Source organism: Streptomyces coryli, from assembly GCF_011044975.1.
Lineage (GTDB): Bacteria > Actinomycetota > Actinomycetes > Streptomycetales > Streptomycetaceae > Streptomyces > Streptomyces coryli.
In genome coordinates, this window is record NZ_JAAKZV010000058.1 from 20,053 (window position 1) to 36,136 (window position 16,084).

Consider the following 16,084-nt stretch of genomic DNA (forward strand, 5'->3'; position numbering starts at 1 on the left):
GTCAGGCCTCCTTGAGATGCGGGCTGCCGGCCTCGATGACGTACGAGCCGGAGGTGTAGGCGGGTGCGCCGGGCGTCGATACGTACTTCAGTGAGCGGAAGTCGACGTGCATGGCCTCCGCGGTGACCCGGGTCCTGACGTAGCCGCGGCGGCCGTTGAAGAACTTCACATGCGGGTTCTCGGCCAGCAGGATGTCGGTGTTGGGGTACTTGTCGAGGCCGTCGCGGGCCGAGGTCACCGACGTGGTCACCAGCTCCACGGCCACCGACTCCGAGTCCGGATCGCCGAAGTCGCGCTTCACCTCGCCCGCCCAGTGCGAGTGCACGTCGCCGGTGAGGACGACGCCGTTGCGGCGGTAGTTCGCGATCGCGTCAGTGACCTTCGTACGGGTGGCCGCGTAGCCGTCCCAGCCCTCGTTGGAGAACTCGACGGCGTCGCCGTTCTTCCAGTCCATCTGCATGAAGAAGACCTGCTGTCCGAGCAGGTCCCAGGTGGCGCCCGAGGTGCGCAGCCGGGAGTCCAGCCACGCCTCCTGGTCCGCGCCGAGCATCGTGCGCTTGGGGTCCAGGCGCTCCGCGCAGTCCGCCGGGATCATCCCGGGCTTGCCGGTGCACGCGTACAGGTCGCGGTACAGGTGCGTGTCGAGCATGTGCAGGTTGGCGACGGCGCCCCAGCGGATGGTCCGGTACAGGGTCATGTCCGGGCCGGTGGGGCGCTGTGCGCGGCGCAGCGGCATGTTCTCCCAGTACGCCTGGAACGCCGCCGCCCGGCGCGGCAGGAACGGCGGGTCCGGCTGTTCGGGGATGTCGCCGGCCCAGCCGTTCTCGATGTCGTGGTCGTCGTAGACCGGCGCCCACGGCGCGATCGCGTGCGCCTGCTGCAGGTCGGGGTCGGAGCGGTGGAGGGCGAACCGCAGCCGGTAGTCGGCGAGCGTGAAGCACTCGCCGCCGGTCACCGGGCGGATCACGTTGGAGGCGTACGGGCCGTATTCGTAGAAGTAGTCGCCGAGGAAGGCGATCAGGTCCGGGGCGTCCTCGGCCATCCGCGCGTACGGGGTGAAGTAGCCGGTCTGCCAGTCGGAGCAGGAGGTGAAGGACAGGTTGAGGTCGCGGGTGCGGGTGCCCGGGCGGGGCGCGGTGACGGTGCGCCCCACCGGGGAGAGGTCCTGGCCGGTGCGGAAGCGGTAGAAGTACTCGCCGCCGGGCGCGAGGCCGTCGACCTCGACGTGCACGCTGTGTCCGGCGGCGGCCCGGGCCTGCGTCGTCCCCTCCCGTACCACCCGGCGGAAGGACTGGTCGGCGGCGACCTGCCACTGCACGGGCACGTCCGCGTCGGGCATGCCGCCGCTGCCGTCGAGGGCGAGCGGGTCGACGGCGAGCCGGGTCCACAGCACCACCCCGCCGGGGGTGGGGTCGCCGGAGGCGACGCCGAGGGTGAACGGGTCGGCGAGCCGCCGGCCGTCCGCCCGTGCCGGGGCGTTGATGAGCACGGGCAGGGCGACGGCACCGGTGGCCGCCATGAACGCGCGTCTGGATGGCATCCCGGGGGTCCTCACTTCAGCTTCGCGTTGCCGTCTTGGACCGCCTTGTCGGCGCCGTCCTGCGGGCTGGTCCTGCCGAGGTAGACGGAGTTCATGTTCTGGTTGAGGCCCTTCTCCGCCGCCGAGAAGCCGGACACGATCGGCAGGTTGAAGGTCTTGCCCTCGGACTCCTCGACGTACGGCTGGACGTCGATGCCCTTCTTCTTCCAGTAGTCCACGTAGGTGTGGTTGAGGCTGGTCAGCGCCGGGAAGACGTACCCGTCCTCGCCCATGATCTTCTGGGCGGCGGGGGTGGCGAGGAAGCGGGCGAGCTTCTTGGCCTCTTCGGGGTGCTTGGACTTGGCGTAGACGGCCTCGCTGAGCCCGTTGATGTTCACGGCGCGGCCGGCCGGGCCCTCGGGCATCGCCGCGGCGCCGATCTTGAAGTTGGCCTCCGGCTGCACGAACGGCAGCAGCGCGTTGTTGGCCGGGAAGATCGCCACCTGGCCGCGCTGGAACATCTCGGTGGCCTGCGCCGACGGCGGGTTGGTCTGGGCGGCGGGCGGGGAGACCTTCCACTTGTTGATCAGGTCGACGCCCCACTTGAGGGCCTCGACCTCCTTGGGACCGTTGAAGGCGAACTTGCCGAACGGCTTGTCGGTGATCTTGCCGCCGTTGGAGACCATCCAGTTCATCCACTGCGTCTGGTAGTGGTTCCAGGAGGCGAAGCCCCAGTTCTTGACCTGCTTGGCGTTGAAGCCGGACTCGCCGGGGTGCTTGCCGGACTCGTCGACGGTCAGCTTGCGCAGCAGCGGCAGGAAGGTGCCGGAGCCGTCGGGGGCCCAGGTGAGCTTCTCCGGCATTTCGACGCCGGCCTTCTTGAACAGGTCCTTGTTGTAGAGCAGTCCGACCGCGCCCCAGTCCTTGGGGACGCCGTAGAGCTTGCCCTTGTACGTGTAGGACTGCACGACGTTCTTGTTGTACTGGGACGGGTCCTTGACGACGTCGGAGACGTCGGCGAGCACGCCCTTGGTGACGAATTCGGGGAACTGCGGCACGCTCATCCAGAACACGTCGGGCGCGGTGCCGGCGACCACGTCGGCGGTGAGCTTGGTCCAGTACTGGTCCCAGGGCAGCAGCTCGATCTTGACCTTGATGCCCGGGTTCTTCTTCTCGAAGGCGGCCATCACCTTCTCCAGGCCCTTCTTCTGCTGCTCGTCCCAGGTGCGGTAGACCAGTTCGCCGTCGCCGGAGCCGCCGGTGCCGCCGCCGCAGGCCGCGCTCAGTCCGAGGAGGGCGCCGCTGAGCACGGCGGCGCACAGCCGGGTCGTTCTGTTCATGGGTAGGCCCTTCACGTTGAAGTCACTTCAGGCCCGTGAGAACCACGGACCGGACGATGAACCGCTGGAAGAACAGGAAGATGAGCACCATCGGCAGCAGGGCGATCAGGCTGCCGGCCATCATGAGGTTGTAGTCGCTGCCGATGTTCTGCTTGAGCGTGGCGATGGCGACCGTTGCGACCTTGGTGTCGTCGCTGCTGGTGATGATCAGCGGCCACAGGAAGTTGTTCCAGGTCGTGACGATGGTGATGATCGCGAGGGTGCCGAGCGCCGGCCGCGACAGCGGCAGCAGGATCCGCCACAGCACGGTCAGCGGCCCGGCCCCGTCGATACGGGCGGCGTCCTCCAGGTCGGCGGGGATGGTGCGGAAGAACTGCCGCATCAGGAAGATGCCGTACGGGGTGCCGAGCAGATACGGGGCGAGCAGCCCGAACCAGGTGTTGACCAGCTCCATTTCCCGCATGATGAGGAACAGCGGGATCATGGTGACGGCGTTCGGCACCATCATCGTGGCGAGGTAGCACCAGAACAGGAATTCGCGGCCCTTGAACTTCATCCGCGCGAACGCGTAGGCCGCGAAGGTGGTGAAGACCAGCTGCCCGAGGGTGAGCACCGTGGTCATGAGCGCGGTATTGCCGACGTAGGTCAGGAAACCCGAGTCGATGAGCTTGTCGATATTCGAGGTCGTCGGCGGAAAAGCGGGCAGCCAGGGAGCGGTGGAGAACAGCTGCCCACGGTCCTTGAACGCGGTGAGCGCGACCAGGAGATACGGAAACAGGGTGAGCGCCGCGCCTACCACCAGCGCCACGTATATGAGGGATTTCTTCGGGATGGTGCGCATGGAACGGCCGCCTCCTCAGCTGATGTCGTACGTCGTGCGCCGGTTGAAGAAGCGGACCTGGACCACGGTGAACACCAGGATCAGCGCGAAGAGCAGCATCGCCATCGCGGAGGCGTAGCCGAAGTCGAATTCCTGGAACGCGGTCTGAACGATGCGGAAGTTGAGGACCTCCGTGGATTTGTCAGGGCCGCCCTCGGTCATCACATAGAGCGTGTCGTAGACCTGGAAGGAGCCGATGATGTTCGTCACCAGCACGAAGAACATGGTCGGGTTCAGCAGCGGCAGCGTGATGTGGACGAATTGGCGGAGCTTTGATGCGCCGTCGGTGTCGGCCGCGTCGTACAGCTCGCCCGGGATGCCCTGCAGGCCGGCGAGGAAGAAGAGCATGTTGTAGCCGGCGTACTGCCAGACCTGCACGGCGGCGACGGCGGGCAGCGCGAAGGCGGTGTCGCTCAGCCAGTTGGGGCCGTCGACGCCGAAGACGCCGAGGAACTTGTTCAGCGCGCCGTTCGCCGGGTCGAAGATCCAGGTCCACACCACGCCCATCACGATCGGCGTGGCCATCCACGGCACGACGAAGAGGGCGCGGAAGAACTTCACCCCGCGGATCTTCTGGTTCAGGAGGAGGGCGAGACCGAGCGCGATCACGGTCTGCACGGGGATGGAGAGCAGGACGTACAGGACCGTCACCCACAGGGAGTGGCGCACGTCGCCGTCGCCGGCCAGCTTGCGGTAGTTCTCCAGGCCGATGAAGGTCGGGCTGTCCAGCAGCTCCCACTTGAACAGGCTGACCACGGCGACGATCGCCACCGGCAGCAGCAGGAAGGCCAAGACGCCGAAGAGGCTGGGGGCCAGGAACAGGTACGGGGTGAGATTGAGCTTCCGGCGGCGCTTGGCGGGCGCGGGCCCGGTTGTGTCCGGCGCCGTCTCGCGCGGCTTGGCTATGGTCGTCGTCTTCACTGCGGCGGCACCCCTGAGCTCGGGCGCAGCAGCCGTTTCGTGGTGGCCAGTCCCCAGGCGTCGAGGTCGCCGAGCCGGTCGCTGGAGCCGCGCAGTCCGGGGGAGGAGGCGATGAAGCCGGCCCAGTCCTCCCGCGCCTCCACGCCGGGGGCCGCGATGAGGCAGTCGGGGTCGTTCACCCACCAGCGGCCGTGCAGGAACTCTCGCGCCCGGCTGCTCAGTCGGGCGCCGTGCTGCGAGGGCTGGCTGATGTCGCCGGACCGGGGCTCGACCGCGGTGGAGGTGTCGGGGCCGACCCGCATGATGTCCACGTGCCCGAGGCTCGGGATGAGCGGCGCCCCGCAGCCGTGCAGGGTGGCGTCCGGCCCGGCGGCCTCCCGGATGATCTCCAGGCCGCGGCGGTACGCGGTGACCGGGTCGGCGTCCCCGTGCCGGCGGCCGGCGAGGGCACCGGCGTAGATGAAGTCGAGCTTGAAGTGCGAGAAGCCGTGGCCCGTCAACTCGCGGAAGACCTGGCCGAGATACTCGGCGGCCGCGGGATGGGTGACATCGAGGACGGCGAGGTCCTGGTCCCACATCCGGCCGGCGTCCGCGCCGCCGACGAGCCAGTCGGGGTGCTCGCGGAAGAGCCGGCTGCCGCTGCCGACGAGGTACGGGGCCAGCCAGATCCCGGCGCGTCTGCCGGTGTCGGTGATGCGGCGGGCGGTGGCGGCGAGGTTGCCGAAGCCGGGGCGGATGTCGAGCCAGTCGCCGATGCCGGCCTCGTAGCCGTCGTCGAGGAGGACCATGCCGGCGTCGAGGCCGTAGCGATCGAGGTGGCCCAGCTCGGTGGCGATGTCGGCCTCGGTGACCTTGTCCCAGTAGCCGTACCAGCTGCACCACATGGGGTCCGCGACCGGTATCGGCCCGATGCCGGCCTGGGCGGCCAGGGTGTCCGCCCAGGCGGCGAGGGCGGCGTCGAGGCCGCCGTCGTGCGTGGTGTGGCAGACCGGGCCATCGGCGGTGACGAGCAGCCGATTGCCCTCGGGCCTGGCCCGTATCGACGGGATGGCGTCGGGGTCCGGCGTGGAGAAGACGTGTGCGGGACCGCCGTCGCCGGGATCGAGGGCGAGCAGGCCCTCGCCCTGAAAGCTGCCGTCGGGGACCGGCGTCTCGGGCCGGTAGCAGAGAATCTGGATGGTGTCGGTCGCGGGGCGCGGCGGGCGTTCCCCGATCCGGTACGCGGAGGTGGGGCTCCACGACTGCCAGCCCTGCTCGAAGATCCGTGCCCGGCCGGGGTCGTGATCGACCTCCGCCACCTCGCTGAACCGCATGAACGCTCTCCCGGGGGTTGCCAGTTGCACTCAACAGGACTTAAGACTGGACGAGCTTTACGAAGGAGACCATCATTAGTAGCCATCAACCAGGTTGTGGTCAACGGTTGTTGCAGGAATTTCCGAAGGAGACCTTCAATACATGGCTTCCGCAGCGCCTACCGGCGGTGACCTGTCCCGGCTGCGCCAGCTGAACTCGCTGGCGGTCTTCGGCGCCCTGCGCGCCGACGGACCGCTCACCCTCACCGCCGTCGCGGAGCGGACCGGGCTGTCCCGGCCGTCCACGAAGGAGGTGGTCGACCAACTCGTCGAGCTGGGCTGGGTGGTGGAGGTGGCGCCCTCCGCCGGCACCATCGGCCGCCCGGCGCGGCGCTACCGCTTCCGCGCCGAGGCCGGCCACATCGCCGGCATCGACCTCGGTGTGCATACGGTCAGGGCCGTCGTATCCGACCTGGACGGCACCGTCCTCGCCGAGACCCGGCAGGCGGTCACTCCGGCCACGCCCAACGACGAGCGGATCGCCGCGGCCGAGCGCGCGGTCGAGGGCTGCCTCACCATGGCGGACCTGGCCCGCGAGGACCTGTGGACGGTGGCCGCCGGCACCACCGGCATCGTCGACACGGCCGGCGTGGTGCGGATCTGCGCGGGCATCCCCGGGTGGGCGGGGGTCGACCTGACCGCCCGCCTCGGCGAGCTCTTTTCCTGCCCCATCGAGATCGAGAACGACGCCCGCCTGGCCGCCCTCGCCGAACGCGAACGGGGCGTCGCCAAGGGCATCAGGGACGCGGTCTTCGTGCACGCCGGGCGGCGTACGGGCGCGGCGCTGGTCATCGGCGGGGAGGTGCACCGCGGCTTCGGCGGGGCGGCCGGCGAGATCGGCCTGCATCCCGTAGCGCACTGGGAGCGCTCGGCCGACCACATCCACGACTGCCCTGCGGTCCCCGCCGGGGTGCCCAAACGCGACGCCGCCCGCCACACCTTCGCCGCCGCCCGGGACGGCGACCCGGCCGCGCTGGCCGCGGTGGACCGCTACTGCGACGAACTGGCCGTCGGCGTCTCGGCGATGGTGATGACGCTGGATCCCGAACTGGTGGTTCTGGGCGGCGGCTTCTCACCGGCGGGGGACGTGCTGCTGCCCCGACTGCGAGCCCGCCTGGAGGAGGTGTGCCTGCGGATGCCGGAGCTGCGGGCGTCCACCCTCGGAGAGGAGTGCGTCGCCGTCGGCGCGGTGGGGCGGGCGGTGGCGCGGCTGGACGCGAAGCACTTCGGGCTGACGCCCGGGGGGATCGCGCCGGCTCGGTAGGGGGCTAGCGGTTCTTCGGGCGGTAGATGCGGCCGAAGGTGCGGGGGCTGTCCGTGAAGATCTCGACCAGTTCCCAGTCGATCCGGCGCCCGCCGGGGACGTCGAAGATGCGCACGCCGTCGCCGAGGAAGACCGGGGCGACGAAGACCTGCAGCTCATCGATGAGGTCGTGCTCAAGCGCCTGGCGGGCGATGTCGGCACTGATGATCTGCACGTCCCGGTCGCCGGCGACTTCCTGAGCGCGACGGATCGCCTCCACGATGTCGCAGTTCAGCGGAATGACCGCCGGGTCGTCGGCGAGCTCCTCCGGACGGTGGGTCAGGATGAACTCCGTGCCGGACCACGCGCCGCCGTAGGCCTCGGAGGTCGTCTCGTCCCGCTCGTCCTGCTGCGCTTTCGCCGCGTCGTAGCCGGCCCGGCCGGAGATGATGACCGCGACCTCGCCTGCCATGCGCTCCGTGGTGCCGTCGGCCAGTGGCTCGGCCGCGGACATCCAGCTCATGTCGTGCCCCGGCCCCGCGATGAAGCCGTCGATCGAGCACGTGAACCCCCAGGCCACCTTGCCCATGTCTCCTCCTGGCTGCCGGGAACGCCAGAAGAAGATATCGCGGTCGGGTGTCAGCCGAGCCGCGCATCAGGCGGTGTGGTGGGCCAGCGCGTGGTGCGGGTCGGGTGCGCCGGGGAGGGGTTCCGGGTCGGCGTGGACGAGGGCGGCGGAGAGCTTGGGGACGGCGTGCAGCAGGGCGTGTTCGGCCTCTACGGCGACCGTGTGCGCCTCCCGTACGGTCAGCTCCCCGTCGACGACGATGGCGACCTCGGCGCGCAGCCGGTGGCCGATCCAGCGCATCCGCAGCTCGCTCACGGCCCGTACGCCCGGGGTGTGCCGCAGCGCGTGTTCGGCGGTGTCGACGAGTGCCGGGTCGACGGCGTCGAGCACCCGGCGGAAGACCTCGCGGCAGGCGTCGCGGAGCACCAGCAGGATCGCGGCGGTGATCAGCAGGCCGACGATCGGGTCGGCGAGCCGCCAGCCGAGCGCGGCGCCACCCGCGCCCAGCAGCACGGCGAGCGACGTGAAGCCGTCGGTGCGGGCGTGCAGCCCGTCGGCGACCAGCGCGGCGGAGCCGATGTCGCGGCCGACGCGGATGCGGTAGCGGGCCACCCATTCGTTGCCGAGGAAGCCGATGACGGCGGCCGCGGCGACGATGGGCAGGTGGGAGATGTCGCGCGGGTTGATCAGCCGGTCGATGGCGGTCCAGGCCGCGAAGGCCGCGGACGCGGCGATGGTCGCCACGATCACCAGGCCCGCGACGTCCTCGGCCCGCCCGAATCCGTACGTGAACCGGCGCGTCGCCGCGCGGCGGCCGAGGACGAAGGCGATGCCGAGCGGGACGGCGGTGAGCGCGTCGGCGGCGTTGTGCACGGTGTCGCCGAGCAGCGCGACGGAGCCGGACAGCACGACGACCACGGCCTGCGCGACCGCCGTCGCGCCTAGGACGGCCAGGGAGATCCACAGTGCGCGCATGCCGCGGGCCGAGGACTCCAGGGCGGCGTCGGTCTTGTCGGCTGCCTCGTGCGAATGCGGGGTCACCAGATGACCGGCCCGGTGCCGCAGCCGCGCCCAACGGCCGGGGGCATGCGGGTGGTGGTGGGCGTGGGTGTGCTGCTCGCTCACGAGGCGGCCTCCCGGCTCGTAGGGACTGGGGGAGTGGACACTCGGGGGTCCTGCGGCCATTATGTGCGTATGAGCGCACGCATGCACCTATCAACTGCGCATGGCTCGCATGAGCAAGACCCAAGCGACGAGCAACTGTCGTATGCGGCCCAGGTCCTGGGCCTGCTGGCCGACCGCACCCGCCTCGCGCTGCTGCACGCGCTCGACGGGAATGAGGCGGATGTCACCACGCTCACCGCGGCGTGTGGAGCCGCCCGGCCCGCCGTCAGCCAGCACCTGGCCAAGCTCCGTCTCGCCGGACTGGTGACCGCCCGCAAGGAGGGCCGCCGGATGATCTACGCCCTCCCCGACGGCCATCTGCGACGCCTGGTCGGCGAGGCGCTGAGCCTCGCCGACCATCACCTCAGCGGCGAGGCGTCACACGATTGATCAGCTACAGCCCGAGCCGGGCGGGCTCCGGCCGGTGGACGCCGGCGGGGCGGTAGCCGAGCGGCTCGGCGATGCCCAGGTGGTCGGCCAGCAGCCAGATGACGGCCAGCCACATCTCCGTACCCTGCAGGCCGGGTTCGCGCCGCGGACCGGTGCCGGGCTCCAGGGCGAAGGGGAAGCCCGCCCCGTCCTGCCAGTGGCCGAGCATCCGGTCCAGCTGCTCGCGGGCCCAGCGTCGGCCCTCGTCGAGGCGGTGCGGGGTCTGGCGGGCGCACAGCCACAGCGGGTGGATCACGTCCAGGACGTTGCAGGCGTTGCCCCGGCCCGGGCCGAAGAAGGCCGTGTCGCGGCTGTGGGCGAGGACCGTGTCGACCGTCCGCTCCGGGTACGGCAGCGGCAGGTCGAACTGGGCGAAGGTGCCGCGGGTCGCGCGGTAGAAGCCGTTGACCGGCTGCAGCCAGCGGTCCTTCGCCGTCGGGCGGCCCCACAGGCCGTTGCCGGGGTTTGCGTGGGTGAGCAGCCACCCGAAGAGGGTGTCGGCGGCGGGGGCGCGCAGGCCGAAGTCCTCGGCGTTGCGCAGTACGGCCGTGCCGATGCCGTCCACCCAGTGGCCGCTGCGCCAGGCCTGCCGCTCCCAGGGCAGCGCGTTGAGGCGGGCGGTGAGCTGCTGCGGCGTCAACTCCTGGACGGCGCGCACGGGGTGGTCGAGGCGGGAGCCGAGGTGCTGCAGGGCGTAGCCCACGGAGAGGATGTGGTAGAGCGCCGCGTCGTCGTCCAGGGTCGGGGGAGTGGCTCCGTATTCGGGGATGAGGCCGGTGCCGGGGTCCTGGAGGCTGCGTAGGTGGGCGGTGAGATCCTCGGGCGCGAGCTGCGGTGGTGGGCCTCCGAGCAGCAGCTGGGCGACTTCGACTGCGTCGCACTGCGCCCGTACGGTCGGCTCGGCGCCGGGGCGGTCGGTGAAGAGCGGCATCCCGGCGGGGTCAGGGTCCGTGCAGCGCGCGAGGATATCGGGCGCCTGCTCGCGCGCTCGCTGCGTGAACCGGGCCAGCCGGTCGGCGAGTTCGGCGCCTGTCGCGCCTGTCGCGCCTGTCGCGCCTGTCGCGCCCGTCGCGCCCGTCGGCGCCCCACGCCGATCCCGCAGCCGCCGCGCCGGATTCCCCGCCGCCACCGACCACTCCGGCAGGTCCTTCGTCACCACGGCGCCCGCGCCGATCACCGAGTGCGCCCCGATGCTCACCCCGTCCACGACGACCACCTGCGAGCCGATCCACACATCGTCCCCGATCTCGATGCCCTTCGAGGTCAGCGGCTGCTTGTACACCGGCCGCCCGGGATCGGTCGAGTGGTTGAAGCCGAGCGCCGAGCTGTGCGCGCCGATGCGCACGCCGTCGCCCAGGCGGACCTGGCCGCGTACGGTCGCGAAGGGGTTGACTGTGCAGTCGCGGCCCGCGGTCACCTCCCCGGTGACATACGCGTGCGCGGCGACGTACGAGCGGCGGCCCAGGCGCAGCACGTCGGTGAAGACGCCGGCCCAGGGCGAGACGAAGACCTCATCCGCCAGCTCCAACTCGCCGCCCTGCTCCGCCAGTCGCCGCTGCCACGCCGCCTGCTCCGCCCGCTCCTCCGCGCTCGCCGAGGCGAAGAACAGCCAGGGGCAGTAGTCGTAGCGGCCGGGGCGTTCGCCGTCGCTCATCGTGCTCCGTTCCACGTCAGGCCTTCGACATTACGGACCTGGTCCGCCTCGGCCATCTCGCCGAAGGTGCAGCCCGCCATCGTCAGCCCCCGGATCGGTGCGTGCGGATAGCCCTGCGCCAGCAGCGCCCGCCGGGCTCGGGCCACGCTCACGTCGCGGATGCCGATGTCGGACACCCGCGGCGGATAGCCGCCCGTATCGCCTTCGCCGCGATAGAAGTCGCAGGTGACGAACTCCTTCGTCAGATGCGTGACCGTGATGTCGTCCAGCTGGATGTTCTCGGCGAAGCCGCCGCGGACGGAGTTGGTCTTGATGTAGAGGCCGAAGTACAGGCCGGGGCCGCCGATGCGGCAGCGGCGGGCGAAGACGTTGCGGATGCCGCCGGTCATGTCGCTGCCCAGGGTGATGGCGCCGTAGCGGTGCCGCATCTCGCAGTCTTCGATGAGGATGTTCTCGCTGGGTACGTTCACCCGGCGGCCGTCGGCTTCGCGGCCGGACTTGATGGCGATGCAGTCGTCGCCCGCGTTGAAGGTGCACCCGCGGATGACCACGTCCCGGCAGGACTCCGGGTCGCAGCCGTCGTTGTTGGGGCCGATGCTGTCGACGGTGACGTTCTGCACCAGGACGTTCTCGCAGAGGACGGGGTGCATCACCCACATCGGGGAGCGGACGAAGGTCACCCCCTCGATCAGCACCTTGCGGCAGGCGTATGTCTCCAGGAAGTTGGGGCGGAAGTGCCGGCCGGCCGCGTGCACCCGCTCCTCGACCGGGACGCCGTCCTCGGCCTGCTGCCACAGCCGCGGCCAGTCGTCCTCCTGTTGCGGCATCCCGGGCCGCCAGCCGAACTCCTCCTGCCCGGACCAGGGCCACCAGTGGGTCTCGTCCGCCCGGCCGTCGAGCACACCGGCGCCGGTGACGGCGATGTCCCGCTCGCCGTGGGCGTAGATGAGAGGGGCGTAGCCATACATCTCCACGCCCTGGAAGCGGGTGCGTACGGGCGGCAGATACGCGGCCGGGTCGCGGCTGAAGGCGAGTGTCGCGCCGGCCTCCAGGTGCAGGTCGACGCCCGAGCGGAGCCGGACGGCGCCGGTGGCATACGTGCCCGGCGGCACGGTCACATGGCCGCCGCCCGCGGCCGCGCACTCCTCGATCGCGGCCTTGAGGGCGGCCCTGCAGTCCGTGGTGCCGTCGCCGACCGCGCCGTATCCGGTGACGGGAAAATCCCGGTCGGGAAAGCGCGGCGGGCGCACCCGCGCGGCGATGGCGTCGGCCTGCTCCTTCGCGGCGGCCGCGGTGGTGGCGGTGGTGGTCATGCGGGCGCCGTCCCGTCCTGGACCGGCTCGCCGTTGACCGTCACCCCGTGCAGCGTCAGCCCCTCGACGTTCTCGCTCACCCAGCCCTCCTCGATCCCTTCGAAGGCGCAGTCGCGCAGCAGCACGTCGCGGATCGGGTTCGCGTCGTTGCCGATGAGGTTCCAGGCCAGCGGGCCCGAGGCGGCCGTGACGCGGTGGAGCTCGATGCCGTGGACGTCCGGGTAGTAGTCGCCGGTGTCGACGTTCTCGTAATCCAGGGCGATCTCGAGGACGGCGTCGCCGACCGTGCCGACGGTGATGTCGGTGAAGACCACGTCGGTGATGTAACCGCCGCGCAGCGGGTTGGACTTCAGGCGCAGGGCGCGGTCCAGCTGCGGGCTGTCCATGTGGCAGTTGCGGGCGAGGATGTTGCTGACGCCGCCGGTCATCTCGCTGCCGATGGTGACGCCGCCGTGGCCGTCCTGCATCCGGCAGTCCTCGACGAGGGCGCTGTGGCAGGGCACGTCGACCCGTCTGCCGTCGGCGTCCCGGCCGGCCTTGAAGGCGATGCAGTCGTCGCCGGTGTTGAACGTGCAGTCGGTGATGTGCACGTACGCGCAGGACTCCGGGTTGCAGCCGTCGTTGTTGGGTCCGTCCGGGCTCTCGACGGTGACGCCGCTGACGGTGACGTTGCGGCAGAGCACCGGGTGGATGTTCCACATCGGGGAGTCCTTGACCGTGACGCCCTCGATGAGGACGTCGCGGCAGTCGTAGAACTGGATCATGTTCGGCCGCAGATGATGGCCCGCGCCGAAGACCCGGTCCGCGACCGGCACCCCCTCCTCGGCCCAGGCGCGCAGCTGATCCTTGGAGACCCGCTCCGGGGAAGGGGAGCCGTCCTGGCCGCCTTTGGTCCAGTCCCACCAGTGCGTGGCGTCGCCGCGGCCGTCGATCACGCCGCTGCCGGTGAGGGCGATGCCGCGGCGGCCGTGGGCGTAGATCAGCGGCGAGTAGTTGCGGCATTCCATGCCCTCGAAGCGGGTGTGCACCACCGGGAGATAGGCGGCCGGGTCCTGGCTGAAGGCGAGGGTGGCGCCGGCTTCGAGGTGGAGGTCGATGCGGTCGAGGAGGTGGATAGCGCCGGTGCGATACGTCCCCGGCGGCACGATCACGTGGCCGCCGCCGGCTGCCGCGCAGTCCTTGATGGCCGCCCGGAGTGCGGCGGTGCAGTCGGTGGTGTCGTCGCCGACGGCGCCGTAGTCGGTGATGGTCACGCTGTGGTCGGGGAAGCGGGGGCGGCGTACGTGCGCGAGGATCGCGGCGGCCTGCTCGTCGATGGCGCGGCGGTGGGCGTCGGTGCTCGACGTGGTGCTCCCGGTGCTCGACCTGGCGCCCGCGGCGCCCGCCGTGCTCGCGGTGCTCGCGCCGAAGGCGGCGGCCGCCGCGGTGCCGGCGCCGAGCAGGAAGACGCGGCGGCGGCTCACCATGCCCACTCCGACGCGGGTACGTGCAGCGCGCGGTCGCGCTCGGGGGCCTTGGGCTCCAGGGTGCGGTGGCGGTACATCGGGCGGGACCTGCCTTCCGGTTCGATGCCGACGACGTCGTCGCCGCGCCAGCGGGTGCGGTATTCGCGGCCCGCGGCGGTCTCGACGGTCTCGGCGGCGACGAGGGGAAATGTGATGGTGATCCGCTCCCCGGCGCGGGGCCGGGCGAGGCGGAGGCAGCCGTCCGGCGCCCACAGCTCCGGCTCGCGGCCCGCGGCGGTGACGGCGGGGCCGGAGACGGGATGCCGGACGACGGCGACGTGGGCGTAGCCGGCCCACGGCGGAATGCGCAGCCGCAGCTCGCGGCAGTCGGCGCGCACGTCCAGATCCACCCGGCCTTCGTACGGGAGGTGGCTGAGCACATCGACGTACCGGCTGCCGCGGTTGAGCAGCAGATTGACCCGTACCAGCTGGTCGTCGCCGGTGACGATGGCATTCCAGCCGGTGAACAGGCCGCGCACGCCGGAGCCGACGCAGCACGCCTGCACATCGCTGGTGTGGCCGCGGCCGAGCACGGCGTCGGAGACGTAGTCGTTGGGCGCGCCGTAGCCGGCGAAGGCGCCCTTGACCCGCTCGCCGACGCGGTAGTGGGTCTGCCAGCCGGGGATGTCGAGGGAGCGGTCGGGTGCCGAGCGGACCCAGTCTGTGTCGTCGAGCTGGGAGGCGGTCAGGTGGTTGCGCAGGAAGCGCTCGACGACCGTCCAATAGCCGGTGTGTCCTGCGCGGGCCAGGGTGGCGCCGATGCCGATGAGGTCGACGAGCGAGCAGGTCTCGTGCTCGTAGCGCTGGTCGGCGAGGTCGCCGGGCGTCCATCCGAAGGCGGTGGCCTGGGTGAGCGCCCAGTCGAAGGCGGTCTTCACGAACTGGGTGAGCGCGTGATCGCCGCTGAACCGGGCGTACTTGGCGAGCCCGTCCAGGGTGCCGAGCCGGGTGTGGAAGTGGCCGCTGCGGTAGGCGAGCGCCGGGTTGAAGCTGCCGTCGGGGAGGAAGACCCCGCTGCGCTCGGTGATCAGCCGGGTGAACCAGGCACACAGCTCGAGCGCCTCGGCATGGCCGGTGGCCTGGTGGAAGCGGAGGAGCGGCATGATGAGCCGGCCGCAGAAGGAGGCCGGGTCGGGGGCTAAGTGCAGCTGGACGGCATTGGCGGAGGGCCAGCCGTCGCGGGTGTACTCGGAGGCGGGGTAGTACCAGGCGTCGCGCTCCTTGATGGCGATCCGGTACAGGGCGGCGACCTGCCGCTCGGCCGCCCGCCGGACCTCGTCGTCGCCGGTGTCGAGATACCAGGTGGTCAGGGCGAGCAACGTGGCGCGCTGATCGACGAGATGGGCATGCGGCGCCCAGTTGCCGCGCGGGTGGGTGCGGCGGTAGGTCAGGCCGTCGTCGGCGAGCAGGTCGAGGAGCGTTGCCTTGTAGCGCTCCTCGGTCTCCGCCCACCAGTCGGCGCCGGTCATGTGCCGGGCCAGCAGGCAGGCATCGGTGAGGCGGCCGTGGCTGGAGCCGTAGTCCCAGTCGCCGTGGGTGAGCAGCGCGGGCTCGGCGAGCAGGTCCGCGCTGAAGAACGGGATATGGCCGAGCTCGGGGTCGGCCAGGCCGGTGACCGCGTGCATCGCCTGCTCGGCGCGCTCTTCGAGCAGCAAGGTGGCCGGAATGCTGGACATGAGGGCGTCACACCGTCCCAGGAGTGCCGGCGAGCGTGAATGCCATGCACGCTAAATGTGCTTCGTTGGCGCGTCAAGAGCGCGCGACCACCTGCACAAATATGTAAGTGCCAGTGGTATGCCAGGTGTTGACGCGGCGCCGGTGTCGCTCTAGCGTCGAAGGCGATCCACCGGCGTCGGGGGAGCGGAGGGTGATGAAGGCCGCCGTGTTACGGGCGGTCGGGCGCATCGGCATCGACGAGGTCGAGCAGCCGGCGCCCGCCGCGGATGAAACGCTGCTGGAGATGCGGTGCGTGGGCCTGTGCGGCTCGGATCTGGCCGCCTTCCGCGGCCGGCATCCGTTCCGCCGCCCGCCGGTCGTGCTCGGCCACGAGGGCGCCGGGCGGGTGGCCCGCGCGGCCGCCGGCGGCCGGCTGCGACCCGGTGGCCGGGTGGCGCTGATGCCGCTGCTGTCCTGCCGGGAGTGCCCGCGTTGCGAGTCGGGCCTGCCGCATCTCTGCGCGCGGCGCCGGGTGCCGGG

At 71.1% G+C, this 16,084-nt stretch carries 14 protein-coding genes; 3 read left to right on the forward strand and 11 right to left on the reverse strand.

Features of this window, described 5'->3' with window-relative positions; all coding sequences use genetic code 11:
• Position 1: 1 nt before the first annotated feature.
• The 5 genes from G5C51_RS15545 to G5C51_RS15565 are packed head-to-tail and all read right to left on the reverse strand — an operon-like array spanning position 2 to position 5,973.
• Complete coding sequence (locus G5C51_RS15545; protein WP_165237615.1) at positions 2–1,540, reverse strand: alkaline phosphatase D family protein; 1,539 nt, start codon at positions 1,538–1,540, stop codon at positions 2–4.
• 11 nt (positions 1,541–1,551) lie between these two features.
• Positions 1,552–2,859: an ABC transporter substrate-binding protein gene (locus tag G5C51_RS15550; protein ID WP_165237617.1), complete on the reverse strand. Its 1,308-nt coding sequence runs from the start codon at positions 2,857–2,859 to the stop codon at positions 1,552–1,554.
• Positions 2,860–2,881: 22 nt separating this feature from the next.
• The gene (locus tag G5C51_RS15555; RefSeq protein WP_165237619.1) at positions 2,882–3,700 is read right to left on the reverse strand and encodes a carbohydrate ABC transporter permease; all 819 of its coding nucleotides are present in this window, start codon (positions 3,698–3,700) and stop codon (positions 2,882–2,884) included.
• 15 nt (positions 3,701–3,715) lie between these two features.
• Positions 3,716–4,660, reverse strand: a complete 945-nt coding sequence (locus G5C51_RS15560; RefSeq protein WP_338118157.1) for a carbohydrate ABC transporter permease — start codon at positions 4,658–4,660, stop codon at positions 3,716–3,718.
• Entirely contained in the window at positions 4,657–5,973 is a 1,317-nt protein-coding gene (locus G5C51_RS15565; RefSeq protein ID WP_165237621.1) for a glycoside hydrolase family 36 protein, read from the reverse strand. The genes G5C51_RS15560 and G5C51_RS15565 overlap by 4 nt, the downstream gene beginning before the upstream one ends.
• A gap of 142 nt (positions 5,974–6,115) precedes the next feature.
• On the opposite strand from G5C51_RS15565, the gene G5C51_RS15570 reads away from it, so the two are divergent.
• A complete protein-coding gene (locus G5C51_RS15570) occupies positions 6,116–7,276 on the forward strand; it encodes an ROK family transcriptional regulator (RefSeq protein WP_165237623.1) in 1,161 nt (386 codons plus the stop codon).
• A gap of 4 nt (positions 7,277–7,280) precedes the next feature.
• Here G5C51_RS15570 and G5C51_RS15575 read toward each other — a convergent pair whose 3' ends face one another.
• Together G5C51_RS15575 and G5C51_RS15580 are read right to left on the reverse strand one after the other, a co-directional pair.
• Positions 7,281–7,844 (reverse strand): dihydrofolate reductase family protein, encoded by a 564-nt coding sequence (locus G5C51_RS15575; protein WP_165237625.1) that lies wholly within the window; start codon positions 7,842–7,844, stop codon positions 7,281–7,283.
• Between the two features lie 66 nt (positions 7,845–7,910).
• Positions 7,911–9,008, reverse strand: a complete 1,098-nt coding sequence (locus tag G5C51_RS15580) for a cation diffusion facilitator family transporter (protein WP_165237627.1) — start codon at positions 9,006–9,008, stop codon at positions 7,911–7,913.
• A gap of 9 nt (positions 9,009–9,017) precedes the next feature.
• Between G5C51_RS15580 and G5C51_RS15585 the strand changes: the two genes are divergently transcribed.
• Complete coding sequence (locus G5C51_RS15585) at positions 9,018–9,377, forward strand: ArsR/SmtB family transcription factor (RefSeq protein ID WP_165237629.1); 360 nt, start codon at positions 9,018–9,020, stop codon at positions 9,375–9,377.
• Between the two features lie 4 nt (positions 9,378–9,381).
• Here the strand turns inward: G5C51_RS15585 and G5C51_RS15590 are convergent, their stop codons facing one another.
• The 4 genes from G5C51_RS15590 to G5C51_RS15605 are packed head-to-tail and all read right to left on the reverse strand — an operon-like array spanning position 9,382 to position 15,564.
• Entirely contained in the window at positions 9,382–11,070 is a 1,689-nt protein-coding gene (locus G5C51_RS15590) for an acyltransferase (protein ID WP_165237631.1), read from the reverse strand.
• On the reverse strand, positions 11,067–12,383 hold the full coding sequence (locus G5C51_RS15595; RefSeq protein WP_165237633.1) for a glycoside hydrolase family 28 protein: 1,317 nt from the start codon (positions 12,381–12,383) through the stop codon (positions 11,067–11,069). The genes G5C51_RS15590 and G5C51_RS15595 overlap by 4 nt, the downstream gene beginning before the upstream one ends.
• Positions 12,380–13,849, reverse strand: coding sequence for a glycoside hydrolase family 28 protein (locus G5C51_RS15600; RefSeq protein ID WP_206313875.1), 1,470 nt, complete (start codon positions 13,847–13,849; stop codon positions 12,380–12,382). The genes G5C51_RS15595 and G5C51_RS15600 overlap by 4 nt, the downstream gene beginning before the upstream one ends.
• Entirely contained in the window at positions 13,843–15,564 is a 1,722-nt protein-coding gene (locus G5C51_RS15605) for a glycoside hydrolase family protein (RefSeq protein WP_165237635.1), read from the reverse strand. The genes G5C51_RS15600 and G5C51_RS15605 overlap by 7 nt, the downstream gene beginning before the upstream one ends.
• 194 nt (positions 15,565–15,758) lie before the next feature.
• Between G5C51_RS15605 and G5C51_RS15610 the strand changes: the two genes are divergently transcribed.
• On the forward strand, positions 15,759–16,084 hold a 326-nt coding region (locus G5C51_RS15610), incomplete at its 3' end, for an alcohol dehydrogenase catalytic domain-containing protein (protein WP_165237637.1).